General features: G+C 64.2%; 30 protein-coding genes. 13 read left to right on the top strand and 17 right to left on the bottom strand.

Annotation, left to right across the window (positions count from 1 at the left end; all coding sequences use genetic code 11):
- Window positions 1-11 precede the first annotated feature (11 nt).
- The 4 genes from ACOYW5_RS13125 to ACOYW5_RS13110 all read right to left on the bottom strand — a co-directional run bounded on the left by ACOYW5_RS13125 (window position 12) and on the right by ACOYW5_RS13110 (window position 2,603).
- Window positions 12-830, bottom strand: a complete 819-nt coding sequence (locus tag ACOYW5_RS13125) for an amino acid ABC transporter permease (protein WP_423065336.1) — start codon at window positions 828-830, stop codon at window positions 12-14.
- A gap of 42 nt (window positions 831-872) precedes the next feature.
- A complete protein-coding gene (locus ACOYW5_RS13120) occupies window positions 873-1,670 on the bottom strand; it encodes a substrate-binding periplasmic protein (RefSeq protein ID WP_423065335.1) in 798 nt (265 codons plus the stop codon).
- A 190-nt stretch (window positions 1,671-1,860) separates the two neighbouring features.
- Window positions 1,861-2,172, bottom strand: coding sequence for a SelT/SelW/SelH family protein (locus ACOYW5_RS13115; protein ID WP_423065334.1), 312 nt, complete (start codon window positions 2,170-2,172; stop codon window positions 1,861-1,863).
- Entirely contained in the window at window positions 2,169-2,603 is a 435-nt protein-coding gene (locus ACOYW5_RS13110; RefSeq protein WP_423065333.1) for a Crp/Fnr family transcriptional regulator, read from the bottom strand. The genes ACOYW5_RS13115 and ACOYW5_RS13110 overlap by 4 nt, the downstream gene beginning before the upstream one ends.
- A gap of 204 nt (window positions 2,604-2,807) precedes the next feature.
- Here ACOYW5_RS13110 and ACOYW5_RS13105 point away from each other — a divergent pair, with 204 nt between their 5' ends.
- Window positions 2,808-3,314 (top strand): Crp/Fnr family transcriptional regulator, encoded by a 507-nt coding sequence (locus ACOYW5_RS13105; protein ID WP_423065332.1) that lies wholly within the window; start codon window positions 2,808-2,810, stop codon window positions 3,312-3,314.
- A gap of 7 nt (window positions 3,315-3,321) precedes the next feature.
- On the opposite strand, the gene ACOYW5_RS13100 is transcribed toward ACOYW5_RS13105, so the two are convergent.
- Window positions 3,322-4,434, bottom strand: coding sequence for a THUMP domain-containing class I SAM-dependent RNA methyltransferase (locus ACOYW5_RS13100; protein ID WP_423065331.1), 1,113 nt, complete (start codon window positions 4,432-4,434; stop codon window positions 3,322-3,324).
- Between the two features lie 213 nt (window positions 4,435-4,647).
- Between ACOYW5_RS13100 and cpaB the strand changes: the two genes are divergently transcribed.
- The 3 genes from cpaB to ACOYW5_RS13085 all read left to right on the top strand — a co-directional run bounded on the left by cpaB (window position 4,648) and on the right by ACOYW5_RS13085 (window position 7,552).
- Window positions 4,648-5,814: a Flp pilus assembly protein CpaB gene (cpaB, locus tag ACOYW5_RS13095; RefSeq protein WP_423065330.1), complete on the top strand. Its 1,167-nt coding sequence runs from the start codon at window positions 4,648-4,650 to the stop codon at window positions 5,812-5,814.
- A 125-nt stretch (window positions 5,815-5,939) separates the two neighbouring features.
- The gene (locus tag ACOYW5_RS13090; RefSeq protein WP_423065329.1) at window positions 5,940-7,298 is read left to right on the top strand and encodes a type II and III secretion system protein family protein; all 1,359 of its coding nucleotides are present in this window, start codon (window positions 5,940-5,942) and stop codon (window positions 7,296-7,298) included.
- Complete coding sequence (locus ACOYW5_RS13085) at window positions 7,295-7,552, top strand: hypothetical protein (protein WP_423065328.1); 258 nt, start codon at window positions 7,295-7,297, stop codon at window positions 7,550-7,552. Before ACOYW5_RS13090 ends, ACOYW5_RS13085 begins: the two co-directional genes overlap by 4 nt.
- Window positions 7,553-7,566: 14 nt before the next feature.
- Here the strand turns inward: ACOYW5_RS13085 and ACOYW5_RS13080 are convergent, their stop codons facing one another.
- Window positions 7,567-8,085, bottom strand: coding sequence for a tetratricopeptide repeat protein (locus tag ACOYW5_RS13080; protein WP_423065327.1), 519 nt, complete (start codon window positions 8,083-8,085; stop codon window positions 7,567-7,569).
- 204 nt (window positions 8,086-8,289) lie between these two features.
- On the opposite strand from ACOYW5_RS13080, the gene ACOYW5_RS13075 reads away from it, so the two are divergent.
- Window positions 8,290-8,760, top strand: a complete 471-nt coding sequence (locus tag ACOYW5_RS13075; protein WP_423065326.1) for a Crp/Fnr family transcriptional regulator — start codon at window positions 8,290-8,292, stop codon at window positions 8,758-8,760.
- Window positions 8,761-8,821: 61 nt separating this feature from the next.
- Here the strand turns inward: ACOYW5_RS13075 and ACOYW5_RS13070 are convergent, their stop codons facing one another.
- Both ACOYW5_RS13070 and ACOYW5_RS13065 read right to left on the bottom strand, forming a co-directional pair.
- The gene (locus ACOYW5_RS13070; protein ID WP_423065325.1) at window positions 8,822-10,120 is read right to left on the bottom strand and encodes a PQQ-dependent sugar dehydrogenase; all 1,299 of its coding nucleotides are present in this window, start codon (window positions 10,118-10,120) and stop codon (window positions 8,822-8,824) included.
- Between the two features lie 93 nt (window positions 10,121-10,213).
- Window positions 10,214-11,083 carry an NAD-dependent epimerase/dehydratase family protein gene (locus ACOYW5_RS13065; protein WP_423065324.1) on the bottom strand — a complete coding sequence of 290 codons (870 nt, stop codon included), beginning with the start codon at window positions 11,081-11,083 and terminating at the stop codon, window positions 10,214-10,216.
- A gap of 88 nt (window positions 11,084-11,171) precedes the next feature.
- Between ACOYW5_RS13065 and gnd the strand changes: the two genes are divergently transcribed.
- Window positions 11,172-12,149 (top strand): phosphogluconate dehydrogenase (NAD(+)-dependent, decarboxylating), encoded by a 978-nt coding sequence (gnd, locus tag ACOYW5_RS13060; RefSeq protein WP_423065323.1) that lies wholly within the window; start codon window positions 11,172-11,174, stop codon window positions 12,147-12,149.
- Between the two features lie 2 nt (window positions 12,150-12,151).
- On the opposite strand, the gene ACOYW5_RS13055 is transcribed toward gnd, so the two are convergent.
- Both ACOYW5_RS13055 and ACOYW5_RS13050 read right to left on the bottom strand, forming a co-directional pair.
- Complete coding sequence (locus ACOYW5_RS13055; protein WP_423065322.1) at window positions 12,152-13,138, bottom strand: DUF1624 domain-containing protein; 987 nt, start codon at window positions 13,136-13,138, stop codon at window positions 12,152-12,154.
- A 619-nt stretch (window positions 13,139-13,757) separates the two neighbouring features.
- Window positions 13,758-14,441, bottom strand: coding sequence for a hypothetical protein (locus ACOYW5_RS13050; protein WP_423065321.1), 684 nt, complete (start codon window positions 14,439-14,441; stop codon window positions 13,758-13,760).
- Between the two features lie 132 nt (window positions 14,442-14,573).
- Between ACOYW5_RS13050 and ACOYW5_RS13045 the strand changes: the two genes are divergently transcribed.
- Together ACOYW5_RS13045 and ACOYW5_RS13040 are read left to right on the top strand one after the other, a co-directional pair.
- Window positions 14,574-15,629, top strand: coding sequence for a DUF262 domain-containing protein (locus ACOYW5_RS13045; protein WP_423065320.1), 1,056 nt, complete (start codon window positions 14,574-14,576; stop codon window positions 15,627-15,629).
- Window positions 15,626-16,591, top strand: coding sequence for a hypothetical protein (locus ACOYW5_RS13040; RefSeq protein WP_423065319.1), 966 nt, complete (start codon window positions 15,626-15,628; stop codon window positions 16,589-16,591). The genes ACOYW5_RS13045 and ACOYW5_RS13040 overlap by 4 nt, the downstream gene beginning before the upstream one ends.
- Here ACOYW5_RS13040 and ACOYW5_RS13035 read toward each other — a convergent pair.
- Both ACOYW5_RS13035 and lepA read right to left on the bottom strand, forming a co-directional pair.
- Window positions 16,588-18,318, bottom strand: a complete 1,731-nt coding sequence (locus tag ACOYW5_RS13035) for an HsdM family class I SAM-dependent methyltransferase (RefSeq protein ID WP_423065318.1) — start codon at window positions 18,316-18,318, stop codon at window positions 16,588-16,590. The two genes, ACOYW5_RS13040 and ACOYW5_RS13035, sit on opposite strands and share 4 nt — an antisense overlap.
- Before the next feature lie 93 nt (window positions 18,319-18,411).
- Window positions 18,412-20,217 (bottom strand): translation elongation factor 4, encoded by a 1,806-nt coding sequence (lepA, locus tag ACOYW5_RS13030; protein WP_423065317.1) that lies wholly within the window; start codon window positions 20,215-20,217, stop codon window positions 18,412-18,414.
- Window positions 20,218-20,382: 165 nt separating this feature from the next.
- On the opposite strand from lepA, the gene ACOYW5_RS13025 reads away from it, so the two are divergent.
- The 3 genes from ACOYW5_RS13025 (at window position 20,383) to ACOYW5_RS13015 (ending at window position 22,504) form a co-directional block, all read left to right on the top strand.
- Complete coding sequence (locus tag ACOYW5_RS13025; protein ID WP_423065316.1) at window positions 20,383-21,021, top strand: DUF4389 domain-containing protein; 639 nt, start codon at window positions 20,383-20,385, stop codon at window positions 21,019-21,021.
- A 125-nt stretch (window positions 21,022-21,146) separates the two neighbouring features.
- Entirely contained in the window at window positions 21,147-21,614 is a 468-nt protein-coding gene (locus ACOYW5_RS13020; protein ID WP_423065315.1) for a hypothetical protein, read from the top strand.
- A gap of 143 nt (window positions 21,615-21,757) precedes the next feature.
- Entirely contained in the window at window positions 21,758-22,504 is a 747-nt protein-coding gene (locus ACOYW5_RS13015; RefSeq protein WP_423065314.1) for an extensin family protein, read from the top strand.
- A 1-nt stretch (window position 22,505) separates the two neighbouring features.
- Here the strand turns inward: ACOYW5_RS13015 and ACOYW5_RS13010 are convergent, their stop codons facing one another.
- The 3 genes from ACOYW5_RS13010 to ACOYW5_RS13000 all read right to left on the bottom strand — a co-directional run bounded on the left by ACOYW5_RS13010 (window position 22,506) and on the right by ACOYW5_RS13000 (window position 23,396).
- On the bottom strand, window positions 22,506-23,015 hold the full coding sequence (locus ACOYW5_RS13010; protein ID WP_423065313.1) for a GNAT family N-acetyltransferase: 510 nt from the start codon (window positions 23,013-23,015) through the stop codon (window positions 22,506-22,508).
- Window positions 23,016-23,025: 10 nt separating this feature from the next.
- Window positions 23,026-23,169: a hypothetical protein gene (locus tag ACOYW5_RS13005; RefSeq protein ID WP_423065312.1), complete on the bottom strand. Its 144-nt coding sequence runs from the start codon at window positions 23,167-23,169 to the stop codon at window positions 23,026-23,028.
- 77 nt (window positions 23,170-23,246) lie between these two features.
- Window positions 23,247-23,396, bottom strand: a complete 150-nt coding sequence (locus tag ACOYW5_RS13000) for a hypothetical protein (protein WP_423065311.1) — start codon at window positions 23,394-23,396, stop codon at window positions 23,247-23,249.
- Window positions 23,397-23,493: 97 nt separating this feature from the next.
- On the opposite strand from ACOYW5_RS13000, the gene ACOYW5_RS12995 reads away from it, so the two are divergent.
- Both ACOYW5_RS12995 and mbfA read left to right on the top strand, forming a co-directional pair.
- Window positions 23,494-24,429 (top strand): LysR substrate-binding domain-containing protein, encoded by a 936-nt coding sequence (locus ACOYW5_RS12995; RefSeq protein WP_423065310.1) that lies wholly within the window; start codon window positions 23,494-23,496, stop codon window positions 24,427-24,429.
- Between the two features lie 235 nt (window positions 24,430-24,664).
- The gene (mbfA, locus tag ACOYW5_RS12990; RefSeq protein WP_423065309.1) at window positions 24,665-25,648 is read left to right on the top strand and encodes an iron exporter MbfA; all 984 of its coding nucleotides are present in this window, start codon (window positions 24,665-24,667) and stop codon (window positions 25,646-25,648) included.
- Window positions 25,649-25,697: 49 nt separating this feature from the next.
- Here the strand turns inward: mbfA and ACOYW5_RS12985 are convergent, their stop codons facing one another.
- Both ACOYW5_RS12985 and ACOYW5_RS12980 read right to left on the bottom strand, forming a co-directional pair.
- On the bottom strand, window positions 25,698-25,832 hold the full coding sequence (locus tag ACOYW5_RS12985; protein WP_423065308.1) for a hypothetical protein: 135 nt from the start codon (window positions 25,830-25,832) through the stop codon (window positions 25,698-25,700).
- A 65-nt stretch (window positions 25,833-25,897) separates the two neighbouring features.
- Complete coding sequence (locus tag ACOYW5_RS12980; protein ID WP_423065307.1) at window positions 25,898-26,536, bottom strand: FMN-binding negative transcriptional regulator; 639 nt, start codon at window positions 26,534-26,536, stop codon at window positions 25,898-25,900.
- Window positions 26,537-26,561: the final 25 nt, after the last annotated feature.

Here is a 26,561-nt window from a genome sequence, read left to right as displayed (position 1 = left end):
CCTCGCTGCAACTAGCGCATGTCCGATTGTTTGAGTCGCTGCTCGAGCCAGCGCACGAACAGCGACAGCGAGATGGTCATGGTGAGGTAGAGGAAGGCCACCACGTTGTAGGTCTCGAAGAACTTGAAGGTCGACGATGAGTAGACCTTGCCGAGCTGGGTGATGTCCTGGACGCCGAGCGCCGAAACGAGGGCCGAGTCCTTGATCATCGAAACGAAGTCGTTGCCGAGCGGCGGCAGGATCGTGCGCAGCGCCTGCGGAGCGACGATGAAGCGGAAGGTGTGCCAGCGGCCGAGCCCCAGTGATCGCGCCGCTTCGATCTGGCCGCGATCTACCGCTTCGATGCCGGCGCGGAAGATCTCGGCGATGAAGGCCGAGTAACAGATGGTCAGCGCGACGATTGCGCGCCAGGTGAAATCGAAGTTGCGGACGGTGAGCGGCTCGATCCAGCTGGGCTGGATCAGCGGCGTCAGCAGCCAGTTGGCGGCCGCGACCATGGCAGGGGCGCCGACGAAGGCGACATAGAACAGCGCCACCAGCATCGGGATGCCCCGGATGATCTCGACATAGAATGTCGCGATCTGGCTGAGCCACGGGTTGCCGGAGGTGCGGGCGAGGGCGATGACGAGGCCGAGCAGGCCGGCGAGCCCGAAGGCGACGAAGGTCACCCATAGGGTCGTCACGACGCCCTTCCTGAGGACGTCGAAAATCTCGGAATAACCCTCGTCGGCAACGATTGCCCAGAGGGTGACGAGCCCGATCAGCGCAATGGCGAGAAGCCACCACGGGAAGCGGGCGATTGTGTTGGGGCGGGGGGAGGAGGGCGGCATCGGGGATGGGACGCGCGAGTTATCGCGCGTCCCGTCACGGACTTACGAGTTTTGCTGGCCGTACTCGAAGAACCACTTCTTGATCAGCGCATCGAGCGTGCCGTCGGCCTTCATCTGGTCGATGGCCGCATTGAACGGCGCGACGAGATCGGAGCCGGGGGTGAGGATGAAGCCGAGCGGTTCGGACTTGATCGGTTCACCCACCTGCTTGAAGGCGCCCGGATCGGCGCCGATATAGCCGGCCGCCGCCGACTGGTCGGCAATCACCGCGTCGACGTCGCCGGTCTTGAGCGCAGCTACCGAGGCACCGAAGGTGTCGAACAGCTTCACCCGCGGATTGGCTTCGTCGCCATCTAGTACGTCGTAGATGGCGGTGTAGAAGGCCGAGGTTCCCGGCTGCGCGCCGAACAGCAGCTTGTCGTCGTCCTTGAAGCTCTGGACGCCGGTGATGCGGCCCTCGTCAGCGCGGACGAGGAAATACTGCTCGACCGTGATGAAGGGCTGCGTGAAGTCAATCTGTGCTTCGCGCTCTTCATTGATCGTGATGCCGTCGGCGCCGATGTCGAACTGGCCGGTACGAACGGCTTCGATCATCACGTCCCAGGCCGACAGGTTCCACTCGACCTTGGCATTGAGGCGCTTCGCCGCCTCGTTGATCACGTCATATTCGAGCCCGATGCCGGCGCCCGTCTTGTCGGCAAAGTTGAGCGGGTAATAGGCGTTCTCGGTGACCGCCTTGATGGTACGGCCGGCAAGGTCAGGCAGGGCCTGGGCATGGGCGGGCAGCGCGAGGCCGAGCGCCATGAGCGGCGCGGCGATGAGGGTCAGTACGGATTTCATGAGGCGGCATTCTCCCGGAAATGACTTGTCACCGGCCATTGTCACCCCTGCCGGCATGGCCGCGACAATATCCGCTAAGCTCTCGCGCCCTCAACCGGATTCTGGGAAACGGCTTGCGGCGTAGTGGCTGGTTCTTGGTGTCGCATTCTCGAGCCGAAAAAGCCTGCTGCTCTTCCTGAGAATGCCTTGATCAGGAATGGCCATGCCGTACGGCAGGTCCCTTCGGATGGTCGATGTGGCCGAGGTCGCGGCCGGGATCGATCTTGTCGCGCACCAGCTGCTTGATCTGCTTGGCGTCGGGGAAGCCGCCGTCACGCTTGCGCTCCCACACCAGTTCGCCATCGAGGTGGATCTCGAAGATGCCGCCGGTGCCCGGAATGAGGCTGACTTCGCCCATTTCGAGGCTGAAGGTCGAGAGCACTTCCTGCGCCATCCAGGCAGCGCGCAGCAGCCAGTTGCATTGGGTGCAGTAGGTGATCTGGAGTTTTGGCTTGTCGGTCATATCTGCGGATCGGCCCAGCTTGAGAAGACATTGGTCGGTAGCACGAGGACGTCATCGTCGTCCCCGCCATCCTTGCTCTTGAGGGCCACAAGCTGCGCCGTCGTCGTGTTGACCCGCTGGGCCAGCAGCCGCGCGATCTGCAGTAGCCAGGCCGGATGCGCTTCGAGGACGCGCAGGGCATCGTCGATGACGTAGAGCTGCACATCGGTGACGGCCCGGACGGTCGCCGAGTGCGGCCGCTCCAGCAGCACGCTCATTTCACCGAAGATGGCACCCGGCTGCTTGATGGTCGAAACGAATCTGCCGTCGCGGATGACTTCGACCTCGCCCTCCTTGAGCACCATGATGCTGCCGCCGGCGTTGCGCCCTTGGGCGATGAGCTCGCTGCCGGCCGGAAAGAAGTCGAACCGCAGCCAATCCTGATCAGTCACACGTACACTCCGTCCGGAACGCCGACTACGCGATGGTAGCGGAGCTTTGCGGCGATGCGAAGCCGGCGCGAACGCGGTGCTGGCATTTCGGTATCACTGCACTTGCTCCAGTATTGCCCCCCGCTTCTACTTACTCGCCCCTTCTCACGTCGATCGCAACGGGCTAGGTTTCGCGCGCAAAACTGCCCGGAGCCTAAGGCCACCATGTCGAGCCCCGTATCGTCTGCCGCGTCCTATTCGACCCTCCGCCTCGCGCCCGGGGAGGTTCTGATCACGCAGGGCGAGCCGGGCGGCACGCTGTTCGTGCTCGAGGAAGGCGAACTTGGCGTCGTGCGCGATGGCATCGACATCGCCACAGTGTCGCAGCCGTTCTCGCTCGTGGGTGAGATGTCGGTGGTGCTCGGCACGCCGACCAGCGCTACGGTCAAGGCGACCAAGCCGAGTGTCGTGCGGGTGTTTGCCGATGCGCGCAGCACGCTTTCTCAGGACGCCGACTTCGCCTTCCGCATGGCCTACCTGATGGCGAGCCGGCTCGACGCGACCTCTTCGCTGCTGGTCGAGCAGGCCCGCAAGCACAGCGGCAAGCCGGAGGGCGATATCTTCAGCAGAATCCTCTCCGCGCTCCACCTGCCGGTCGATGACAAGCGGTATGCCACGGTGGCGCGCGGCGACATGTTCGGCCGCCCCGAAGAAGCAACCTTCCGCGACTAAGCGGGCACTACTTCAGCGGGTCCGTCAGGAACAGGCTGACCCGGATGCCGCCATGCGAAACGCTGGGGAGCGGGGCCTGGAACGGCAGGCCCGTAGCCTTGGCCAGCGCCGCCTCGGTGGTGATCAGCGCCACGCGCCAGCCGGTGAAGCGGGAGAGGCTCCGTCCCATCGCTCGGTAGAGTGGCCCCATTGCGCCGCGCTCGCCGATGCGGGTGCCGTAGGGCGGGTTGATGATCACGAGGCCTGCCGGTCCCTCCGGCGGCACGACATCGGCGATGTCGGCCTCGGCGAAGGTCACCCATTCCGCAACGCCGGCACGCTCTGCATTTGCCTTGGCCATCCGCACCGCGCCCGGATCGCGGTCGCTGCCGTAAAAGCGCGCTGCAGGTGACGAATGAGGGCTGGCGGTCCGCATCTTCCGCCATGCTGCCGCATCGAAGTTTGCCAGCTGCTCGAAGGCGAATTCGCGATCCCGGCCCGGCTTCAGGCCCGCCGCGATCTCGGCAGCCTCGATCGCAAACGTACCCGAGCCGCACATCGGGTCGAACACCGGGCCGGTCCCGTCATAGCCGGCCTGGCGCAGGAACAGCGCCGCGAGCGTCTCGCGCATCGGAGCGCGGTTAACCGCCTCCTTGTGCCCGCGCTTGTGCAGCATCTCGCCTGAGCTATCGATGCTGATCGTGACGAGATCGTCCTCGATCCGTGCCTTGACCACCACTTCTGCCTCGGCAGATATCGGGGCCCCCAGTTCTTCGCCAATCGCCGTCGCGATGCGCTGCGCCGCGGCGCCCGAGTGATAGATTTTCGAGCGGCGGCAGGTCGCCTCGACATGCACCGGCATATCGGCGCGGAGGATTTCGCCCCACGCGACCTTGCGGGCCCGCTTGTCCAGTTGGGCGAGATGCATGGCACGGAAGCTCGCGATGCGGACCAGCACCCGGCTTGCCCCCCTCAGTTCAAGATTGGCGCGCCAGGCGTCCGGCCACGAGCCCTTGATCGTGACGCCGCCCTCGCCGGCTGTCGCTCCGGCAAATCCACGCTCCATCGCCTCGGCACGCAATGGTGCTTCGAGGCCCGGTGGGGCGACGAGGAAGATCTCAAGTTCGGCAGCCGTATCCATGCGCGCTCATTAGCCCGAAGGGCAGCTGGCAGCGACAGGAATCTGCGGTCGCGCGACTGGCAGACGGTTAACCGTCCCTCGCCATCATCGATAAACCTCACCGTGCGAAATGGGACGAAGCAGTGATGCTTTTGCCCTTAGATGCGGGCGGGGGTTCACCAGGGTCAGCTACCGGTAGTGCCCCGCATCGCATTCGCTCCCAGGAGGGACCTTTTGCTCCGGCGCACAGAAAAGATCGTCATCAAGGACGAGACCGAGGATAACTCGACCCCGCGATCGGCGAGCGAACGTCGTGGCCTCAGTGCTCTGCGTTCTGCGCCCCAGGGGACCTCCGTCGCGGAGGACGAACCGCCCGCCAAGCCGGTCGTCGAAGAGATGAACTCTGAACGCTGGCGCAACGAGGTCGAGCCATTGCCGCAGCTTTCTCCTGAACAGCGCCGCGACATCGACCGCTGGCGCGCCGAAGTGCTGCGCTCGGTCAGTGCTAATGAAGACGACGATGTGCAGCCCAGCCGCTGGCGGCACCTGTTCAAGCCGACCAATATCGCTCTGCTTGCCGTTGCCCTCGTTGCCGGTGGTGCAGCCGCCTTCCTCGCGATGCAGCAGCCGGGGGCGCCGGCGCCCACCGTCATCGCCGCGGCACCGGAGCCGAAGACGATCACGCAGGTCGTCGAGGAGCCCAAGGTCCAGGTGCTGGTTGCCAAGGTCCCGATCGTGGTCGGCCAGCGGCTTACGCCGGCAACGATCGAGTGGGTGGAATGGCCCGAGGACACGACTCGCGCCGATTTCGTGACTCAGGTCGCTGCGCCTGACGCGCTCGACACCATGTCGGGTGCCGTGGCGCGCTATGAGTTCTTCCCCGGCGAGCCGATCCGCGAGATCAAGCTGGCGCGTGCCGATCGCGGCTTCCTCTCGGCGGTACTGGATCCGGGGACGCGTGGCGTCTCGGTGAACGTCAGCGCCGAGTCGGCGTCGGGCGGCTTCATCCTGCCCAACGACCGGGTGGATGTGGTGCTCACTTCGAGCGTCGGGAACAAGCAGGCCTCGACGACGATCCTCGACAATGTCCGCGTGCTGGCGATCAACAGTCAGATCGGTGAGACGGCCGGGACCAGGCCCCAGACCGACGAGGCAAAGAACAGCGGCGCCAGTGATGAGCCCGACTCCGACGAGGCTGCCGCGCCGCTCAGGTTCGCGACAGCCATCGCGACGCTGGCCCTCAATCCGCGTCAGGCTGAGGTCATCATCTCGGCGACGCTCAACGGCCGGCTGTCGCTTGTACTGAGGCCGACCGCCGACGTTGCCGACGGCGGCGGCGACGACGCGGTGCGGGCGACGAACGAGGCGATCCGCATCTCGAGCCCGTTCTGGGCAAACTGAGCCGAATGGCTCGTCATTAAGCCGGCGTTGACCTAACGCCGGTACGATTTGGAACAGGGCTTGGTTACGCTAGCGGGCAGAGTGAAGTGACGGCGGGTGGGCAGTTGAGGGCTTCGGCTCGGGCGATGGTTTTTGCGGTGCTGGCGGTGCTGGCGGGCGTTGTTGCCTTGGGCGTAGCGCCCGCCGCAGCGCAGACGGTGACTTACGATCTCAAGACCACCTCGGTCATGCGGGTCAACCTGCCGGTGTCCCAGGCTGTGACGGTGATCATTTCCGATGCCGTCGGCAAGATCGTCTCGGCCGATCCCCTGATCGCGGACGCACAGCCGATCACCGACCGCTCCCTCTACCTCGTCGGCAAGGCCTTCGGCACGACTACCGTCAGCCTCTTCTCCGAAGACGGGGCTCCGGTCGGACTGCTTGCCGTCGAAGTCGGCGCCGATGTCTCCGATATAGCGCAGTCGATCCGCGCTGCAGTGCCCTCGGGCAACGTCAAGGTCTCGACCGTGAACGGTCGCGTGCGGCTCTCGGGCACGGTTCCCGACACCAACACGATGGACAGGGTGCTCGCGATCGTTGCCCAGTACGGCAGCCCACAGGTGATCAACACGATGACGCTCGTGGGTGGCCAGCAGGTCAATCTTGAAGTCCGCATCCTCGAGGCGCAGCGCGACGCCGGCCGCCAGCTTGGCATCCAGTGGGGCGGCTCGATCGGCGGCGTGGAAATGGGAATCGGCGGTGGCCCCTCCGACCCAGCGGCAGATGCCGCGACCTTCTCGGGCTTCATGACCAACATCATCTCGGGCGGCGTCAACCTGAACGTGCTGATCAGCGCGCTCGAGGGTAAAGCGCTGGTGCGCACGCTGGCCGAGCCAAATCTGACGACCCTGTCGGGCGTCCAGGCCAGCTTCCTCGCCGGCGGCGAAGTGCCGATCCGCACCGCCGACGCCAATGGGAATATCGCGCTCAGCTACCGCCAGTTCGGTGTGCTGCTCGGCTTCACCCCGATGGTGCTCGACAACGACCGCATCCAGATCCACCTGCAGCCCGAGGTGAGCGGCATCAATGGCTTCACCTCGACCGGTGACCCCATCTTCAACACTCGCAACCTCAACGCGACGGTAGAGTTGCGCGATGGGCAGAGCTTCGCCGTGGCCGGGCTGTTGCAGAACGACACGCAGCTCAACCAGAACCAGCTGCCGTGGATCGGCGACGTGCCCGTGCTGGGGTCGCTGTTCAAATCCTCGAGCTATCAGAAGCACGATACCGAGTTGGTGGTGATCGTCACGCCGCGCCTCGTCCAGCCGCTGACGCCCGGTCAGGTCGCCGCGACACCGATGGACCAGACCCAGCCCGCCAACGATTTCGAGTTCTTCGCGCTGGGCCAGATGGAAGTGACCCCCAAGATGATCAAGAGCTTCCAGACCGGTGCGGGCATCGTCGGGCCCTACGGCTACATCATCGACCTGGGGGATACGAAATGACCCGCCGTGCCCTGCTTCTCGCCGGCACGGCAGTGCTCGTTCTCGGTGGCTGCACCTATGATTACCTGCAGCGATCCGACCGGGTCGGCTACAGCGCCGGCGATGCGGTGAAGGCTAACCTCGCCGCGCAGACGATCGATCCGGCCAAGGGCTCGACCAACTCGACAAAGGGGCTGGGCAAGGACGGTTATGTCGAGCCCAAGCCGCCTACCGGCGGCATGGAAGAAGCGCCTGCCGCGCCTGTCGCCAACTGACGCGGCATACCGCGTCACGCCCTGCTTGCGGCAGCGTCCTTGAGGATCTGGATATTGTTGGCGACCACGAGGTTCTCGGGGTCCAGCGCCTGGGCTTTGCGGAAATTGGCCAGCGCCTCGCTCAGCTTGCCGCGCAGCATGTAGGAATAGCCGAGGTTGTTGTAGTACTGGGCGCTGGCGCCCGAGAGTTTCAGCAGCGAGGCATAGACGCGGTCTGAAAGGTCGAAGCGACCCAGCCGGTCGTAGGACGCGCTGAGCCCGACATAGCCTTCGGCATTGCCCGGGTTGAGCTCGACCGCACGCTTGTAGAGCGCGGCGGAATAACCGAAATCGCTGTTGCGGAAGTGCGCTTTGCCTTCGGCCAGGGCGCGCTCGGCGGTGTAGTCGCCGATATTGGAAAGTTCCGCCACTTCGAGCTTGTTCTGCCCGAAGCTGCTGAAGCCGACCGAGCTGCAGCCCGTCAGCGCCGACGCACCCAATGCGAGTGCCGCTGCAAAAAGCCCGAAGCGAACCGACCTGAAGCCGCGCCGCATAATCATATGCCCCCATATGATGCCCGCCGCGTTCTGTGGCGAGTTCTGTTGCAGCCGAGGCTACGGGGCGGGATGGTTACTATTGGTGAACGCCGACGGTTGACGTGACGGTAGGCTTAACAAGCCGTTATACCGGTGCGCTTACCTCTTCCGTTCGCGGCACCTGACATGCAAATCTTGCCGTACGAACGGAGATTTTTGTCCATGCCCGGTCTTGCCGCCCTTACCGTCGCCCTGCCGCTCGAGACGCTCGCGCCTGGGACGCAGTTGACGACCGAGGGCACCCGCTCGGGTCAGCTCTACATTCTTGAAAGCGGCCGGCTGAAGGTTGCCCGCGGCGGCGTAACGCTTGCCACGATCAGTGAGCCGGGCGCCATCATCGGCGAAATGGCCGTGCTGCTCGGTATTCCGCATAGCGCAACGGTCACCGCCGAGACGACGTGCAAGGTGCGCGTCCTCGACGAAGCATTCGATGCGCTGGTCCACTATCCGGAGCTGGCGCTGCACATCGCGACCATCGCCTGCGCGCGCCTCAACACCACCTCGGCGCTTCTGGTCCAGTTGCAGAGCCAGAGCACCGATCAACCGCGCGAGAACGCGCTGCTGAGCCGCCTGCTAGGCGCCCTTAGCGCTGCGCCACGCGGGTCCCGCGGCCACTGGGCCGACCACGAGTAGGGAGACCGGAAAAGTCGCAAACCTTTCCGGTTCGATCCGTGACGCGAGATACTCGTGTGCCTCAGGCGCCCGTCACCCGCCAGATCACGTCGCCGACGTCATCGGCCATCAGCACCGAGCCGTCCGGTCCGATGACGACGCCGACCGGCCGGCCATAGGACTCGCTCTCGTCGGGCGACAGGAACCCGGTGAGGATTTCGCGTGGCGTGCCGGTGGGCTTGCCGTTGACGAAGGGCACGAAGGCCAGCTTGTAGCCCGACAGGGTCGAGCGGTTCCATGAGCCGTGCTGGCCGATCGCCATGCCGTCCGGGAAGCCCGGCAGCGTGCCCTCCGGCAGCCAGCAGAGGCCGAGCGAGGCGGTGTGACCGCCAAGCGCGAAGTCCGGCGCCGTAGCGGAGGCAACCTTCGCCGCATCCTGCGGCACGCGCTGGTCGACGATCTTGCCCCAGTACGAATAGGGCCAGCCGTAGAAGCCGCCGTCCTTGACCGAGGTCAGATAGTCCGGCGGGGTCTCGTCGCCAATGCCGTCGCGCTCATTGACCACGGTGTAAAGCACGCCGGTCGTCGGCTCGAAGGCGAGGCCGACAGGGTTGCGCAATCCGCCGGCGAAGATGCGGTGCTGGCCGGTCGTCAGATCGAGCTCGTAGATGCAGGCGCGGCCTTCTTCGACGTCTAAACCGTTCTCGCCGATGTTGCTCTGCGAACCCACGCCGACATAGAGCTTGGTCTTGTCGGCGCTGGCGACGAGGCTGCGCGTCCAGTGGCCGCCCGGCTTGGTGTCCATCAGCTTCTTGCCGGGCGCGCTGATCTGGGTCTGGCCGACCTTGAACGGGTAGGCATAGACGCCGTCGGTATTGCCGACATAGAGCGTATCGCCGATCAGCTGCATGCCGAAGGGCTGGTTCAGGTTCTCGAGCAGGGTGTGCCGCACCTCGGCAACGCCGTCGCCATCTGCGTCGCGCAGGAGCGTGATCCGGTTCGGGCTCTGCCCGACCGCCGCGGCGCGCCGCATGGTGGTGAAGATTGCGTAGTCGAAGGCATTCTTGATGCCGCCCGGCGTGTTCAGCGCCTCGGCAGCGAGCACGTCGCCGTTCGGCAGCACATGCAGCCAGCGCGGGTGCTTCAGGCCCTTGGCGAAGGCGTTGACCCTGAGCCCTGCGGCAGCGGTCGGCTTGTGGTCGCCGGACCAGCCGCGTGCCGTCGGCATTTTCAGAGTCGGAATGGCCTGCGGCCGCGCCTCGGGAATATCAGGGGTGCTGCCGTAGATTGGGCTGCGCTTCGGCTCGTTGAAGCTGCGCGCGAGGATCGCACCAGCCCCGATCCAGGCAACCACGCGGGCGTAAATATCGGCAAAACTCATTTCGTCCCCCTAAATGTCGTGGCGGCGCGCCGAGCGCGCCACCCATTTGTGCCGCATACTTCCCCGCGGCACTTTTCGCAACCTTGAATCGGTTCAGGCGATGCCGGCTTTCTTGAGGTCAGCCCAGACATCGTCCTGCGGATCGTAGCCGATCCAGGCCCGACCATCTTCGAGATCCCAGGCCATTCCGGAATTGTTCGACATGCCACTGACGACGATGGCCGGCGCCGGCCATTTGCCTGCGTCGGCGGTCAGCGCGGCCGCCATCAGCCGCTCGTGGTCGCCATTCGACAGCCACATATCGCGATACCACTTGGCGTTTCGCGCCGCGACCGTCTTGTCCGGCTCGCCCGCGCCGCCGCCGCCATCGGTCAGCGTGGTGGCGAGGTTTGCGCCGCCCTGGCACCAGCCGATGCGGGTTGCGACGGCGGTGATACGGCCGTTGGTGGCATGGGCGCGCGCCATGCAGACGCGCTCGCCGAGCATCTTGGTGGCGCCATAGGCCGCACCCCAGCGATACATCTGGCCGTCCCAGTAGCGCGTGCCGCTGATCTGTGGTGTTGCCATCCGGATCTTTTCACCACCCGGCAGCGGATCGTCCTTGTAGCCGCCCATGGCGTGATTGGAGGAGGCGAAAACAAACCGGCACGGAGTGGCGCCGCCGCCGGCATTCTCGAGCAGGTTTGCCGTCATGTCGAAAGACTTGGCCGATTCCGCCCAGCTCGAGGTCGGCGCGGGATTTGCCGACGCGTAGTGCACGATGCCATCGGCATTGCGGACCGGTGCCAGCCAGCGCTCATCCTTGGGATCGGCGAGGTCGGCCACGACCGACTTCGATTTGGCTGAGGCCTCGAACGGCTTCACGTCGATGCCGACGATCTCGTCGACCCAGTCCACCGTTTCCAGGTAGCGCCTCAGCTTGGTGCCCAAGTTGCCGGCAGCACCGGTAATCACTACGCGCATAGTCTCTCCTCCAAGGCGGGGTATTGTATCCCGTCACAGTGTGTCGCGTATAACACCCTCCGCGTCAGTCGCGAGCACGGAGAGCATCATGCAGATCGGTATTGTCGGGTTAGGTCGGATGGGCGGCAATATCGCCAAACGGCTGATGCGGGCGGGTCATGACGTCGCCGTCTACGACATCGACGCCGATGCGCGCGCCGCTCTTGGAAGAGAAGGTGCGCGCACCGCGGAAACACTCGAAAGCCTCGTCGCCTCCCTGACCGATTCCCCGCGCGCCATCTGGGTCATGCTCCCAGCCGGCAAGATCACCGAAGGCACGCTGGTGCATCTTAGCAACTGCCTGAGCGAGGGGGATATCCTGATCGATGGCGGCAACACTTACTACAAGGACGATATGCGCCGCGCCGTCGAGTTCGCCCGTAATGGCATCCGCTACATCGACGTCGGCACCTCGGGCGGCGTCTGGGGCCTCGAGCGCGGCTATTGCCTGATGATCGGTGGCGAGAAGGCCGCGGTCGACCATCTCGATCCGATCTTTGCCGCCCTTGCACCCGGTCGCGGCGACATCCCGCTTACCCCCGGCCGTGAGGGGTTCGACCCACGCGTCGAGCAAGGGTACATCCATGCTGGTCCTGCGGGGGCGGGTCATTTCGTCAAGATGATCCACAACGGCATCGAGTACGGCATGATGCAGGCCTATGCCGAGGGCTTCGATATCCTCGCCAGCAAGAACACCGAGCTCTTGCCGCCCGACCTGCGGCTCGATTTGAACATCGCCGATATCGCCGAAGTCTGGCGTCGCGGCTCGGTGGTGACCTCCTGGCTGCTCGATCTCAGCGCCACTGCGCTGGCCAAGGATCCGGACCTCGAGGGCTTCTCGGGCCATGTCGCCGATTCCGGTGAAGGACGATGGACCGTCGAGGCGGCGGTCGAGGAGGCGGTGCCGGCCGAGGTGCTGACGGCGGCGCTGTTTACTCGCTTCCGCTCGCGGCAGGATCACAATTTCGCGGAGAAAATGCTCTCGGCCATGCGGCTGGGCTTTGGCGGGCACAAGGAGCAGGCTTGAGATCAGGGGACGGTGCCGACCATGGCGGTGCAGAGCTTGGCGACGCTGTTGAGGCTGGCCAGCTGCTCTGCCGTGGGATCGGTGGCGGAGACGGCGTCCCACATGTTGGACGTGTCGACCTGCTCGAGCGCGCAGCCGCAATAGCGCTCGCAGCGGGCGGCGGTGGAGCCTGTGCCGAGGCAGCTTTGCTGGCAGCTTGTGACGAAGCCCTGCGAGACGGATTGCACCGGGGGCGTGAGCGTGGCCGGCTGGATCAGGCTGAAGCCCCAGAGCAGCGCGATGATCAGCGGCTGGTGCAGCACGTAGATCGGGAGGCTCCAGCGGCCGATGAAGGCAAGTCCGCGGGCCACCGGCTCATTGCTGCGGATGGTCGCCAGTTTATCCGTCAATGGCGACGCGAGGATAAGCCGCATGCCGGCGATGCCGAGGAGGACCGTGCCGAGCCAGGGGAAAATCGGGACGACGTCGCTGGTGGGGGGCGAGGTGGGCCAGAAGCCGATCCAGCCGAGCTCGCGGCTCGAAAAGATGGTGTTGTTGTAGGCGAAGTTGGCGCCGATCACGACGATGCCGATCGTTGCCGTGAGCCAGGGGGGCAGGCGGAGGAAGGCGAGGCCGATGAGGGAGAAGAGGGCGATGGCGTGGAGGACGCCGAAGAAGACGAAGTAGTCCGGGAACATCCAGTAGGTCCCGGCCGTCGTCGCTAGCGCCGCCGCGACGATGAGGGCGAAGCGGCGCCAGAATTTCTGCCACCGGATGCCCCGGCCGTGGGCGAGGACGAGGCCGGCGCCGACGAGTAGCAGGAAGCTCGTGAGGATCGACTTCTGGAACACCACCCAACCGATCTCGGTGGTGACGTCGACCGGCGAGTAGCCGAAATAATAGAGGTCCCACGCCACATGGAAGACGATCATCGCGAGGATCGCCACCCCGCGCAGGATATCGAGCAGCTGGTAGCGCGGGCTTCCTCCCACCGCCTCGGTCGAACTCAATTGCACTGTCCCCGCGATTCGCGACGACAATAGTGGAACCCGAACGCCCCTCAAGCATTTGATACGCGTCCCCCGGTCGGCGGATGCGCCCTCACCGCCGACTTCGAGCCGCTCGAGCCGCCCCCGGTCGAGCGGCTCTTCTTTTGCGCTGATGGAATGGCGGACGTGCCAAGGCGCCCTCCGCCACGAGGGCATCGGGGTTACGCGGCATAAAGGGACAGCGCGCCGGTGGGGCTCTGCCCCCTGGCGGTAGTCCGCAAGAAGTGTGGAGCATCGCCCCACCGGCGCGGCCGGGGTTTTGGGCTTATGGCACGAGGGCCCGGGCGCATCCCGTGCCGCATCGCGAAGACCCTGCCGGCTGCGAACGCCCGGTATGCACCGGTGCGTCCCGCCCGCGGCTGCCTCATGCGTGGCAGCCTGGTCCCTTGGAACCGCTCCGCATCGAGCGATCCCCCGCGTTGTCAGCGGCGTCCCCGGCGAACCGGATCCTGCCGTCGTGCTTTGGGCCTCGGCCGGCACGACTGCCAACCGACCCGTCCACCTCCCCGCAGCCGTTCGTCTCGACTCCGTCCCGTGCGGGTAGGCGCAGGCATTATCGGGCGGGTAGAGACGAGGGGGATTAGTTTTTTGTGCGGCCCTCGGCGCTGTAGGCGGCGCCGTCGGGCATGAGATGGTGCGGCGGGTCGTAGCGCACGCGATCCCCCGTCAATCCGCTGAGGCGTGCGTTCTCGGCCCCGCCACGAAGGTCTGACACCTTGTTCCAGATCCGCTCGCAATACTCCGACCGCGGCGCCTTACCGGCTCGGCCGTCGCGGTATCCAGCATCATACCCGGCCGAATAGCGACCCAGGATGAGACGATAGACTTCCTCCCGAAGGCGCTCGGCCTCGGGGTTGCGTGTCTCGACCGGGTTGGCCTCGGTCCCCGGCCCCAACAGGCGCAGCACCGGGCGCGGCGGGCCATCGAGGGTCCACACGGTGCACTTGCTTTTAGCTGACCAGCCCGAATGCGCCGCCTCGAACGCCTCGAGCCCGGCCACCGCCTGGCCGAGCGCCACGGCGAGCCCGGCATGATCGAGCGGCGGCGTCTTGTTCGCCGGCGGCACGGCAATCCCCCGCCCCTCCCGCCCGAGCAGCGTCGCCGCCTCCCCAACCAGTTGCCGCGCCAGCCGCGCACTCTCCTCCGGCACAGGCGTACTGGCCCGCTGCCCCGCCACCCGCTCGACCTGCTTCAAGAGGGCCGCGAGGCGTGGGTAGAGGCGTTCGTGGGTGGCGATGAGGGCTTCGGTGAGTGTGGTGGTCATGTGCGTGTCCTTTCGCGCTGGCGTTTGGGCGCGGAGGATACGGCGGGTGTGATGGGGCGGGGATAAGGAGCGTGTGGCGATGGATATTTGCGTCGATGCCATGCTATTTAATGCAGAACTACGGGGGAAAGTATGGATAGGCGCATTACTGTTCAGGACGTCACTTGGTTTCTAGATATAAATCGATCGGACCAGCTGAATCTAAATCCACCCTATCAGAGACGTAGTGTGTGGACCGCCGGTGACCGACGGTTCTTTCTCGACACTGTGTTTAGGAACTACCCGTCTCCCGCGATTTTTCTGCACAAAGAAATAGATCCTAATGGAAAGACGACGTACCACGTCGTCGACGGTAAGCAGAGACTGCAAACCATTTTGGATTTCGTAGCAAACAAGATCCGAATTGCGGAAGATTTCGGAGATGATCGTCTGAGTAGCAAGCGCTGGAAAGATATTGCTGCTGAGCTGGAGTTGAAACAGCTATTTTGGAATTACCAAATAACCGTCGAGATGATCGACGTCAGGGACGGCGAGTTAGTTAATGCGGTCTTTGACAGACTCAACAGAAATTCAAGAAAGCTAACGAATCAAGAGCTTAGGCATGCTCGACACGATGGGTGGTTCGTCAATAAGGCAGAGACAGAAACGGAGGCCGATATCTGGAAAGATCTTGGCGTCACGAGCCGTGCGCGAACCAAGCGCATGATGGACGTACAGTTCATGTCAGAGCTCATGGCGTTGGTAATTGAGGGTAAGCCAAGAGGATTCGATCAGAATTTTCTGGATGACATTTACGTGGAGTACGACGACATTGCGGAAGTGCCTGATTTTTCCGAACAGGCGTTCGACGATACATTTAACGCAGCGAAACAGGTGCTGCTTGCCATGCAAGAGCACAACGGTTCTGTGACGAAATGGGCCAAGGGATTTGGTCCTCTTTATACTCTGTGGGGTGTCGTTGCGACAGCTCATCAACTCCCAGACTCGAGCGTACTCGCTGATCGATTTGATGGCTTCATGACTAAGGTTGAGGAACTGTCGAACTTGGAGGCGGGCGCTCCTCTGCCTGAGGGTGACGAGTACGTTCTTGCAGCTGCGTATCGCGAGAATTCGCGTGGTGCCAGCACAGAAGAGCCCCAGAGATTGGCGCGCCATGACGCCCTCAGGAGCGCGCTGGAAATCCAATGAAGATCCAAGGCTCGGTGAGGGCGGCGTTCGATGCCCAATTCGGACTTAATGAGGCTCTCAAGAAGCATGTAGACTCAACGATGTCGGCCCTCAAGCAGCCTAGGTGGCACTATGAGGCCCGGCTCAAAGAGTTGGAGAGCTTCGCCGTCAAGTTGGAAACGTGTCGAGTGCCGAAGCCGGCAGCGTTGGAGGATTTCCTCGCGTGCACGATAGTCGTCCCTACGACAGCCGACATCTCAACTGCGATAGGTGCCGTGCGAAAGAAGTTCACGGTGAAGTATCGACGTCCGGCAAAGCCGAAGATGACAAGCAAGGCTGCGAACGCGTTCCCGTTCGACGATGTGCGGCTCTATTGTTGCCGAGGCAACGACGGAACAACGCCTGCCGATCCGATCAACGAGTTGATTTTTGAGGTGCAGGTCAAAACGTTCCTCCAGCATGCGTGGAGCATAGCGACGCATGACTTCAACTACAAAACCGACGGCGTCACATGGGGTAAAGATCGCGTCGTGGCGCATCTGAAGGCAGCGCTAGAGCATGTTGAACTGTCTCTGCAGGAGGCCGCGGCGCTGGCGGTAAGTCCCTTGGTCGATTTGGGCAATCCGCAGTATGAGCTGGTTGCAGAGGTTATTGCAGTGCTTAAGAAGCACTGGAAAGGTGCGGATCTTCCCTTCAATGTAAGGGCAGTTGCGGAGTCGGTTGCGGCATTATTGACGGCATCGAAAATTAAGCCGCCGGAACTAGATGCAATCCTGGTGTCACAAAAGAAGTTGTCTGGCGCATTGCCGTTGAATCTATCGCCCTACGGCGTGATTGTATCCGCTTTGGCAGGCGTAAAGACGGCAGAACTTGATGCGGCACTCGTTGCCAGCAAAAGACCGATCCTGTTGATTACACCAGAGTTGGCGCTACCAACGGGGTTTCCTAGCAAGGATGCCACGTCTGCAGTCGTCACGGTCTAGTTGGCCGCGTATGCTCTGTTCACGGCTTCCTCGGTGTCATTGGTTTGAGCCAGTGACGCGAGGTATGCTGTCGGGTTAGGTAGCGGCAATCGCCGAAGCAACTTGGTACTCACGCTAACGGTGCCTGAAATCCGTCTATAGAGACCGTCGACGACTTCACTGCTTAGTAGGGCCGCCAGCTGCATTGGCGTCACCTCAGGGGCAAATAGCGTTTTCGGCACCAGAACGATAGTGTGGTTCTCGGTAACATAGCCGCCATAGACGTCTATCAAGTCTTGGTTCACGTAGCCGGCGACGAGGCGCCGCGGCTGGCGGCGGTTTGTTGTTCTTTGCAGGACGACTGATGGGTGCCGGATAAGAGCGACGCTACTGGACGTGATGCGTACAAAAGTGACTGCGCCAGCCAACTTTCCACTCAGTGGCCTACTCGCTGGCTCTATAGGTTGGCCAGACCGTATGCCGTTCGCCCAGATGAGCGGCACTTCGCCTTCGTGAGCGACATCTCTGTTTTCGAAGTAGTCCCGAGACCTGTTCCATACGAAATAGCCGGACCGCGCCTCGTAGCCGTAGTCCTGCAGCGTATAGTGATGTGTGCGGCTGAACACGTCGTCAATGCGGGGCGCATCTCGCATCTCGGGCAGTACCCATTCACCCTCAGTCGTTGTGGGCAACCGAATGGTGCCTAGCTCGCGGGCCGCCCCGCTGGGGCCGATAAGGGCGCTGCGGGGTGCCTCGCGGCTCTCGCTAGAAGAATCGTCCCTTCGCCGGAGAAACAACACGCACGTATCTTGGGTAACATCTAAGAACTCGTCTGAGCGCTTGTCGATAAGATCGAGCCGGATTACGTCGGCAACTCTTCGAATTGCCGCTCGAAGCCGTGAAAAGTATGGACCCCCGGTAAAGCTTGTTGGGATCAAGAGCGCCACTAGGCCGCCGGGTCGTGCCAACCGGAGCGACAGGCCGACGAACAAGCTGTAGGTATTGACGTGGCCATCCGTGATCACTTCTTGCCAGGCGTTGAGCAGTTCCGGCTTCGGTCTGAACACTCGGCCATACGGCGGATTTCCAACGATGAGGTCGTATTGCTCTCCGCGCCTTGGCGAGCGCAACGCACTGCCCCGCTGGACGACTGCAGATGAACTGGTCCCTAGTTTGCCTAGTGCATCTGCGATGAGCAAATCAGACAGGGCGGCCAGACCAGGTTCGATCTCGATGCCAGTCAGCCGTCCCAAAATCCCGTCGGCCGCCGACTTTGGGTCCTCTGAGGACGCGAACATTTTCTCGGCAATAGGCACCAAAAAAGCTGCTCCGCCACATGCCGGATCGAGCGCTGTATGTACCGCTGGGTCAAAGCCAAATTCGATAAGTCGAGACACGACGTATTCAGAGATTGCGGGGGGCGTGAAATAGGCAGCCAGTCGCTGCCTGCGCCGCGATGGCATCAACAGTACGTAAAGTGCTCCAAGAAGGTAGTGTTGGTGCTTGCGCGAGGCCAGCCGATAGTGTTCCGCAAGCTCCGTGCCTTCTAGAGACGAGAGGTCTCCCAAAAGTATGTCGCGGCAGATATTGAGTCGATTGGCTTGAGCGTCCGCTCTGCGCCTTGCCAGGACAACAGATGCGCGCCGAACTAGGTAATGCACACCGCGATGGACAGAAACATTGTCATGCAAAGCAAGATCCCGTGCTTCGACAAACGCGGCGTCGTCCAGCGTATATTGCTTGGTCACCCTAAGCCCCGAGCCGAAACCCAATAGAAGCGAGAAAAGATCAGAGAGTTGCCGTTATCCGTCAGCTTAACAAACAGTTCATGCTGAGCCCCCTCACTCATCCCCCATCTTCAGCGCCTGAATAAACGCCTCCTGCGGGATCTCGACGCTGCCAAACTGCCGCATCCGGGCTTTGCCCTTCTTCTGCTTTTCCAAGAGCTTCCGCTTACGGGTCGCGTCGCCGCCGTAGCATTTGGCCGTCACGTCCTTGCGCAGGGCGCGGACCGTTTCGCGGGCGATGATCTTGCCGCCAATCGCCGCCTGGATCGGGATGACGAAGAGGTGGGGCGGGATCAGCTCTTTGAGCTTTTCGCACATCTGGCGGCCGCGGGCTTCGGCGGCGTTGCGGTGCACCAGCATGCTCAGCGCGTCGACGGGCTCGGCGTTGACGAGGATCGACAGTTTTACCAGGTCGCCGGGGCGGTGGTCGGATAGCGTGTAGTCGAAGCTGGCATAGCCGGCCGAGATCGACTTCAGCCGGTCGTAGAAATCGAACACCACCTCGTTGAGCGGCAGGTCGTATTCGATCATGGCGCGGTTGCCGACATAGGTCATGTTGCGCTGGATGCCGCGCCGGTCCTGGCAGAGCTTCAGGATCGAGCCGAGATATTCGTCGGGCGTCAAAATCGTCGCCTTGATCCACGGCTCGCGGATTTCCTCGATCTTGACCACATCCGGCATATCGGCCGGGTTGTGCAGCTGCATCGTATCGCCATTGGTTAGGGCGATCTCGTAGACGACGCTCGGGGCGGTGGCGATGAGATCGAGGTCGAACTCGCGGCTCAGGCGCTCCTGGATGATCTCGAGGTGGAGAAGGCCGAGGAAGCCGCAGCGGAAGCCGAAGCCGAGCGCGGCGGAGGTTTCCATTTCGAACGAGAAGCTCGCATCGTTGAGGCGGAGCTTGCCCATGGCCTCGCGCAGCACCTCGAACTCCGACGCATCGACGGGGAACAGGCCGCAGAACACCACCGGCTGGGCCGGGCGGAAGCCGGGGAGCGCGGCGTCGGTGGGCTTCCGATCATCGGTGATGGTGTCGCCGACATTGGTATCGGCCACCTGCTTGATCGAGGCGGTGAACATGCCGATCTCGCCGGGGCCAAGGCTGTCGACCACGACCAGCTTGGGCGTGAACACGCCGACGCGGTCGAGCTCGTAGGTGGCGCCCGACGCCATCATCCGGATCTTCTGGCCCTTCTTGATCGTGCCATCGACGACGCGGATGAGGACGACGACGCCCAGATAGGTGTCGTACCAGCTGTCGACGAGCAACGCCTTCAGCGGCTTGGTGATATCGCCCGTGGGGGCGGGCAGGCGGTTGACGATGGCTTCGAGCACGAGGTCGATGCCGAGGCCGGTCTTGGCCGAGATCTCGACGGCATCGGAGGCATCGAGGCCGATCACATCCTCGATCTGCTGTTTTACGCGCGGGATATCGGCTGCCGGCAGGTCCACTTTGTTGAGGACGGGGACGATCTCGTGGTTGGCATCGAGCGCGTGATAGACGTTCGCCAGCGTCTGCGCCTCGACGCCCTGGCTGGCATCGACGACGAGGAGCGAGCCCTCGACGGCGGACATCGAGCGGCTGACTTCGTAGGCGAAGTCGACGTGGCCGGGCGTGTCGATGAGGTTGAGGATGTAGTCCTCGCCGTTCTTCGCCTTGTAGCTGAGGCGCACGGTCTGCGCCTTGATGGTGATGCCGCGCTCGCGCTCGATATCCATCGAGTCGAGCACCTGCTCCTTCATCTCGCGCGCCTCGAGCCCGCCGGTGGTCTGGATCAGCCGGTCGGCAAGGGTGGATTTCCCGTGGTCGATATGGGCGACGATGGAGAAATTGCGGATGTGGTCGAGGGGCACGCTCATATGCGGCTGATAGCAGAGCGGTGTGGCCGGGCAAAGATGGTTTATCGGGAGTTAACCACGCGGGCTGTGCAGGGTTAACGCGGGGCCCGCGCTTTGGCTGGCCGGCCGTGCTAGCGTGGGCGCGGGCTGGAGCGGAGGGCGCTCGCCCTAGCATTGGGGGACAAGATGGCAGACGGCAGCAGCTACGCCGTGCGTTTCGACGTCGACTATCAGGGCCAGATGGACCGGCTGACCACGTTCTTCCGGCTGATCTGGGCCATCCCGATCGCCATCGTGCTCGGACTGCTGACCAATGCCGGCAGCGGCTATCACTATGTCGACGAGACGGGCAAGGCCATGCAGTCGAGCGGTGGCGGCATCGCCGCGGGGCTGTTTCTCGCCACCGTGCTGATGCTGGTGTTCCGGCAGAAGTACCCGCGCTGGTGGTTCGATTTCGGGGTCGAGCTGGCGCGCTTCAGTGCGCGGGTCAGCGCCTACATCTTCCTATTGACGGACCGCTATCCCTCGACCGACGAGGCGCAGTCGGTGCATCTCGATGCCGACTTTCCCGATGCGGCGCAGCTCAACCGCTGGCTGCCGCTGGTCAAGTGGCTGCTGGCGATCCCGCACTACATCGTCCTGGCCTTTCTCTCGATCGCGGTGCTGGTGGTGACGATCATCGCCTGGTTCGCGATCCTCTTCACCGGCAGCTATCCGCGCGGGCTGTTCGATTTCACCGTCGGCGTGGGGCGATGGTGGAGCCGAGTCTGGGCCTATGCGTTCCTGCTGGTGACGGATGTCTATCCGCCGTTCAGCCTCCGCTGACGGGGGCGGCAGCCACATGTGAACACGCCGTTGCGGCTGGTTAAGCAATCGTAAACCCTCCTGCACCCAAAAGGATCGTGGCCTCGGCTATCGAGCGCCACGGCTCTGGCAGCGGGGAGATGTACATGCGCTGGATGATCTTGCTGGGTCTGGTGCCGCTGCTGGCATCGACAGCCAGTGCCGAGGAGTGGAGCTTCGAGGACGGCGGCACGCCGATCGCCTATGTCGATAATGGCGCTGCGCAGTTCCAGTTCGCGTGCCGCGGCGGCGATCTGGCGATGGGGTTCTGGGTGCGCGCGCCGCACAAGCAGGTGGCGGGAGCGGCGGCGATGCATGTGGCCATCACGCCCGATCCGCCGGCCGGCGGTACGAGCTTCGCCCAGGAGATCCCGCTCATCCACAGCGACGGCAGTTCGGTGATCGTCCGCGGCCCGGTGGCCCGGCAGTGGGCGGCGATCGCGCAGCGCGCCAAACAGAATATCCGCGTCGCCTATGTACGGACCGGCGGCGGACGAGAAACGCTCGACAGCAACGATTTCGGCGCCAAAGGGTCGTCGGCGGCGATCAAGCGGGTACTCGAGCGCTGCGGGTGATTGGCGGCAATCGGCAACCCGGCACGGGTCCGGCGCGTTCCGGCGGCATGCGGAAACCCTTGATCCTGATCGCGACCCTCCTGTGTCTGCCAGCATTGGCCCAGGAGGCGAACCCTCCATTGCCGAAGTCCCGGCCCGATGCAGTGACGACTGCGCCCGCCGGCGAGGCGCCGGCAGGAGCGACGGCAGAGACGCCGGCCGTGCCGCTGCCGCGCCCGCGTCCTGCCGAGAAGCCGGTGTCACCTGCCGCCGCCGTGCCTGCTGGCGAGGTCTATGGCCCACCCAAGCCCGAGACGCATGCGGCAGAGCCGACGAAGCCCGTCGTGCCGCGCATCTACCAGACCGCGTGCCCCGCCGTTCTCCTCGGACGGGTGGAGGCGACCGCACTGCCGCCGATTGCCGATGGGCAATGCCACGCGCAATCACCGCTATCGGTGACGGGCGTATTGGCCAATGGCCGGATGGTGCCGGTTTCGGGAGGGGTGCAGACCGATTGCGGAGTGGCTTCGGCGCTGCCGGCCTGGGTGGAGTCGGTCGATAGCTACCTGCTGTCGCGCGAGCAGACGCGCATCGCCGAGCTCGTGGTCGGCACGTCCTACATGTGCCGCAACGTCAATGGCGGCAGTTCGGGCAATCTCAGTTTTCACGGCTTCGCCGACGCGCTCGATGTCGTCGGCTTCAAGCTCGAGGATGGCCGCTTTGTTACGGTGGAAGGCGGCTGGGCCAATGCGACCTCTCCGGAGGGGCGATTGCTGCGCTTTGCCCACGATTCGGCCTGCGCGCAGTTCACCACCGTGCTCGGGCCTGAGGCCAATGCCGAGCATCACGATCACCTGCATGTGGATCTCGGCTGCCACGGCAAGACCTGCACGGCGCGGCTCTGCGAGTAGTTCAGCCGATCGGCGCGAGATCCTTTTCGAGATGGACCACGACCATGCGGGTGCCGTCTTCGAACAGGTGTTCACCGCGCCCTCCCACGCGGTAGCCCAGCGCGGTGTAAAAGCTGCGGGCGTTGCGGCCGGCGCGGACGCGAAGGGCCCGGGTGCCCGCGGCGAGGGCCGTGCGCTCCATCGCGTCGACCAGCCGGCGGCCAATGCCCTTGCGGGCCTGCTCGGGCGCGACATAGCAGGCGCTGATCTCGCCTTCGACCGGGCGCACGGTGCCGAAGCCGGCGATCTCGCCCTCGCTCTCGGCGACGAGCGTCAGGCCGCCGGCTTCCTGCGCCTCGCGATAGACGCGCTCCGCCCGCGCCACTGTCACCGGCGGGCTCCAGCGGCCGAGCACATCGGCATCGTAGAAGCCGGCGGCCAGCCGATGCACTGCCACATGGTGCAGCGCGGCGATGTCGAGCGCGTCGGCCAGTCGCGCCGGCCGGATAGCGAGCGGAAGCGCGACGCGCACGGGGTGCGCCTCAGAGCGCGTCGTCTTCGCGGCGCGGGTGGTGCGTGGGCAGGTCGGCCCAGTCGCGCGGTGTCCAGTCGGCCGGCCAAGTGCGGGTCTGCGGCTTGCTGGCGGCACGGTCACGGAACTTCTTGAACAGGTCTCTCATCTTCATTTCCTTCTCCCCGGTTGGGGTGCGTGGCGGCGGGATAGCGGCCGGTCGCTGAACCGGCCATGAACCCGCCAGTCAGCTTAGGTGCGGGCACAGCCGTCCGAGCCGGGATGGTGCACCGGCAGGTCGGCAAGCTCACGCGGGCTGAGCTGGTTCAGTGGATCGGGCGATGCCTCGGTCTCGAGAAGCTCGAGCAGCCAGCGCTGCAGCAACTGGAAGATTTTGTACACTTGTCGAACTCCTTTCTGGCAGCGGACGGCCCGGATATGGGCTGCGATGGTGCGAACAACAATCGACAAGAGTTCAGTGGCGGTATAGAAAATCTATATGGCTAGCCCTTTCCCCATTCCTCTCAATGCCTTGCGGGCCATCGAGATCGTGGCGCGCCGCGGTGCGCTGGCGCCTGCCGCCGAGGAGCTCGGCGTCACCCCAGGCGCGGTGAGCCAGCACCTGAGGCGCGCCGAGGAGCGTCTCGGGATCGAGCTGTTCGATCGCACCGCGAGCGGGCTGAAGCCAACCGCCGCGCTGCGGCAGGTGCTGCCGCGGCTGACCGCCGGTTTCGACGCCCTCGCCGATGGCGTCGCCGGGCTCAAGGCCAGTGACGAGCAGGTGTTGACCCTGACGGTGGGCAGCGTCTTCGCCTCGCGCTGGCTGATCTGGCGCATCGCCAAGTTCAACCGCCTGCATCCCGATATCGAGGTACGGCTGGTTGTGACCGGCACCATGATCGATCTTGCCCATTCCGATATCGATGTCGGCATCCGCTTCGGCCGCGGCAAATGGCCGGGCCTCAAGGCGGAACTGATTGGTGGATCGCGCTACAGCGCCGTTGCGGCCCCGCCGGTGGCATGGCTGCTGAAATCACCGGCCGATCTCGCCAATGTTCCGCTGATCCGCGACACGGCCTCGATGCTGCCGTGGGAGCCGTGGTTCGCGGCGGCCGGGATCGACCCGATTCCGCTGAGCGGGCCACGCTACGACGATCCGACGCTGGCTTTCGATGCCGCGATCTCCGAACAGGGCGTGCTTATGGCGGTGGAGATGATGGCCGCCGATGCGGTGAGCGATGGGCGGTTGGTGCGGGTGTTCGACATCCACGTCGACAGCGACGTCGGCTACTGGCTGATCCTCGCCGAGGGCCGCCGCGTGCCGCGCAAGGTGAAACTGTTCCGCGATTGGCTGCACGACGAAGTGCCGGACTCGATCGGCGGCTATGTCGACCAGGTACGGCGCGGACACGGGGTGCCGCAGCCGGGGGTGTGAGCCTCGGGCTTTCCTCGTTGGCATCGCCTGACTGATAGAGACGGCCCCCCCGGCCTCCCCCATAAAGGGGGAGGTGAAGAGTCGGGCCTGTGTCGTCAATCGTGCCAATACTCGATCCGGCACTCCCCCTTTATGGGGGAGAATGGGAGGGGGCCGTCCGCTTCGGCTTCGGCACCTTGCAACGGCGCAGTGCCTAGATTAGAACTGTTCTAAACTAAAAACCGGACGACCGACCATGTTCGCACGCTTGCTGCACCCGCATCGCCGTGACTTCCTCAGCCTCGACGAGCGCGAAATCCTGTCGCTGGCCGTTGCGGCCGAGGAGGAGGATGGGGCGATCTATGTCGAGATCTCGGAGCGACTGGCGGACCGATACCCGGCGACGGCGCGGGTATTTTCCGGCATGGCGGCGGAAGAGGATGCGCATCGGCGCAAGCTGCTGGACCTTTATGTGCAGAAGTTCGGCCAGCGCCTCGTGCCGATCCGGCGCGAGCATGTGCGCGGCTTCCTCGAGCGCAAGCCTGTTTGGCTGATGGAGACCATGGGGCTCGAGCAGGTGCGCCAGCTCGCCTATGAGATGGAAGAAAGTGCCGTGCATTTCTACACCGAGGCGGCGGCGCGGACGACCGATGTCGACGTGCGGCGCCTGCTCGGCGACCTCGCCATCGAGGAGCGTCAGCACGCGACCCGGGCCGATGAACTGCAGGGCGAAGTGCTCGGGCCGGAAGAGCGCGCACGCGAGAAGACCGAGGAACACCGCCAGTTTCTGCTCACCTATGTCCAGCCGGGACTGGCCGGGCTGATGGACGGCTCGGTGTCGACCCTGGCGCCGGTCTTCGCCGCCGCCTTCGCCACCGGCGACACCTGGTCGACCTTCCTCGTCGGGCTTGCTGCGGCGGTGGGTGCGGGCATCTCCATGGGCTTCACTGAAGCCGCGGCCGACGATGGCCGCCTGACCGGGCGCGGCTCGCCGATCACCCGCGGCGTCGTCACCGGCTTGATGACAACATTGGGCGGGCTGGGGCATGCACTGCCCTACCTGATCCCGCATTTCTGGACGGCCACCGGCCTCGCCATCGCTGTGGTGGTTGTCGAACTCTGGGCCATCGCCTTCATCCAGAACCGCTACATGCAGACCCCGTTCTGGCGGGCGGCATTGCAGGTGGTGGTGGGCGGCGCACTGGTTTTTGCGGCAGGCACGCTGATCGGCAACGCCTAGCGCCTAAAGGCCAGGCCGGTCTCCATGGACCGGCCGCTATGCGCGTCGCCTAATTGGCGACGACGAAGAACACCACCAGCGTCAGCACGGCGAACAGGGCCACGAGATATGGCCACGGCAACAGGTGCAGCTCGTGCTGGGATTCGAGCGGGTGGTCGAGAGATTCGTGGCGGATGACAGCCATCTAAAACTCCAGTCCTGATGGACCCGACGACGACAGTTTAGCACCATCTGACGACGGACTGAAGCTCAGACGCCACCGCGCGTCTTGACCAGTTCGCGCATCGCGGCGGCATCGGGCGACGTCTCGGCGGCAAGGCCCTCGACCACGCCGTGGCGATCGGCTTCCGGACGGTTCTGGCTGGCTTTGAACTTGCCTTCCAGCGAAGTGATGGCGATCTCGATGCCGACGATGCCCCTGAGCTGGGCCGCGACAAAGCTGTCCGGCGCATCGGCGACGGACCACGGTTTGGAACGCCGGCCCTCCTGCTGGTCGGTTAGCGCGCTGACATTGGCGAGGAGCCACGCGGCATCGTCGACGATCTGGGCCGCGCCGCGCGCCTGCACCACGGCGTAGTTCCAGGTCGGCACGACTTTGCCGTCGACGGCCTTCTGCGCGTACCAGCTGGGCGTGATGTAGTGCTCGGCGCCCTGGAACACGATCAGCACGTCCGGCGCCGCGGCCAGCTCCTTCCACTGGGCGTTGCCGCGCGACAGGTGGGCCCGTAGCGTGCCGTGCGCTCCCTCGTTGGGATAGATGATGAACGGGATCGGGTTGGCCAGCAGCCCCGCCGCGCCGCCCGATATCAGCAGTCCGAGCGGATGGGCGGCGATGAAAGCCTGCTGCATCCCCGTGTCGGTCTCGCGGAAGGCTGGGGGCTGGTACATGGCGGATTCTCCGGACGGTGGCTGA

This window comes from Devosia sp. CN2-171 (assembly GCF_049354815.1).
Lineage (GTDB): Bacteria > Pseudomonadota > Alphaproteobacteria > Rhizobiales > Devosiaceae > Devosia_A.
Note: the sequence above shows the minus strand (reverse complement) of the source record. Positions and strands in the feature narration are given on the sequence as shown.

Excerpts from the sequence above, each read along its gene's own strand:
- ACOYW5_RS13125 (WP_423065336.1), bottom strand. The coding sequence starts at position 830 with ATGCCGCCCTCCTCCCCCCGCCCCAACACAATCGCCCGCTTCCCGTGG.
- ACOYW5_RS13120 (WP_423065335.1), bottom strand. The coding sequence starts at position 1,670 with ATGAAATCCGTACTGACCCTCATCGCCGCGCCGCTCATGGCGCTCGGC.
- ACOYW5_RS13115 (WP_423065334.1), bottom strand. The coding sequence starts at position 2,172 with ATGACCGACAAGCCAAAACTCCAGATCACCTACTGCACCCAATGCAAC.
- ACOYW5_RS13105 (WP_423065332.1), top strand. The coding sequence starts at position 2,808 with ATGTCGAGCCCCGTATCGTCTGCCGCGTCCTATTCGACCCTCCGCCTC.
- ACOYW5_RS13100 (WP_423065331.1), bottom strand. The coding sequence starts at position 4,434 with ATGGATACGGCTGCCGAACTTGAGATCTTCCTCGTCGCCCCACCGGGC.
- ACOYW5_RS13090 (WP_423065329.1), top strand. The coding sequence starts at position 5,940 with ATGGTTTTTGCGGTGCTGGCGGTGCTGGCGGGCGTTGTTGCCTTGGGC.
- ACOYW5_RS13085 (WP_423065328.1), top strand. The coding sequence starts at position 7,295 with ATGACCCGCCGTGCCCTGCTTCTCGCCGGCACGGCAGTGCTCGTTCTC.
- ACOYW5_RS13080 (WP_423065327.1), bottom strand. The coding sequence starts at position 8,085 with ATGCGGCGCGGCTTCAGGTCGGTTCGCTTCGGGCTTTTTGCAGCGGCA.
- ACOYW5_RS13075 (WP_423065326.1), top strand. The coding sequence starts at position 8,290 with ATGCCCGGTCTTGCCGCCCTTACCGTCGCCCTGCCGCTCGAGACGCTC.
- ACOYW5_RS13070 (WP_423065325.1), bottom strand. The coding sequence starts at position 10,120 with ATGAGTTTTGCCGATATTTACGCCCGCGTGGTTGCCTGGATCGGGGCT.
- ACOYW5_RS13065 (WP_423065324.1), bottom strand. The coding sequence starts at position 11,083 with ATGCGCGTAGTGATTACCGGTGCTGCCGGCAACTTGGGCACCAAGCTG.
- gnd (WP_423065323.1), top strand. The coding sequence starts at position 11,172 with ATGCAGATCGGTATTGTCGGGTTAGGTCGGATGGGCGGCAATATCGCC.
- ACOYW5_RS13050 (WP_423065321.1), bottom strand. The coding sequence starts at position 14,441 with ATGACCACCACACTCACCGAAGCCCTCATCGCCACCCACGAACGCCTC.
- ACOYW5_RS13045 (WP_423065320.1), top strand. The coding sequence starts at position 14,574 with ATGGATAGGCGCATTACTGTTCAGGACGTCACTTGGTTTCTAGATATA.
- ACOYW5_RS13040 (WP_423065319.1), top strand. The coding sequence starts at position 15,626 with ATGAAGATCCAAGGCTCGGTGAGGGCGGCGTTCGATGCCCAATTCGGA.
- lepA (WP_423065317.1), bottom strand. The coding sequence starts at position 20,217 with ATGAGCGTGCCCCTCGACCACATCCGCAATTTCTCCATCGTCGCCCAT.
- ACOYW5_RS13025 (WP_423065316.1), top strand. The coding sequence starts at position 20,383 with ATGGCAGACGGCAGCAGCTACGCCGTGCGTTTCGACGTCGACTATCAG.
- ACOYW5_RS13020 (WP_423065315.1), top strand. The coding sequence starts at position 21,147 with ATGCGCTGGATGATCTTGCTGGGTCTGGTGCCGCTGCTGGCATCGACA.
- ACOYW5_RS13005 (WP_423065312.1), bottom strand. The coding sequence starts at position 23,169 with ATGAAGATGAGAGACCTGTTCAAGAAGTTCCGTGACCGTGCCGCCAGC.
- ACOYW5_RS12995 (WP_423065310.1), top strand. The coding sequence starts at position 23,494 with ATGGCTAGCCCTTTCCCCATTCCTCTCAATGCCTTGCGGGCCATCGAG.
- mbfA (WP_423065309.1), top strand. The coding sequence starts at position 24,665 with ATGTTCGCACGCTTGCTGCACCCGCATCGCCGTGACTTCCTCAGCCTC.
- ACOYW5_RS12985 (WP_423065308.1), bottom strand. The coding sequence starts at position 25,832 with ATGGCTGTCATCCGCCACGAATCTCTCGACCACCCGCTCGAATCCCAG.
- ACOYW5_RS12980 (WP_423065307.1), bottom strand. The coding sequence starts at position 26,536 with ATGTACCAGCCCCCAGCCTTCCGCGAGACCGACACGGGGATGCAGCAG.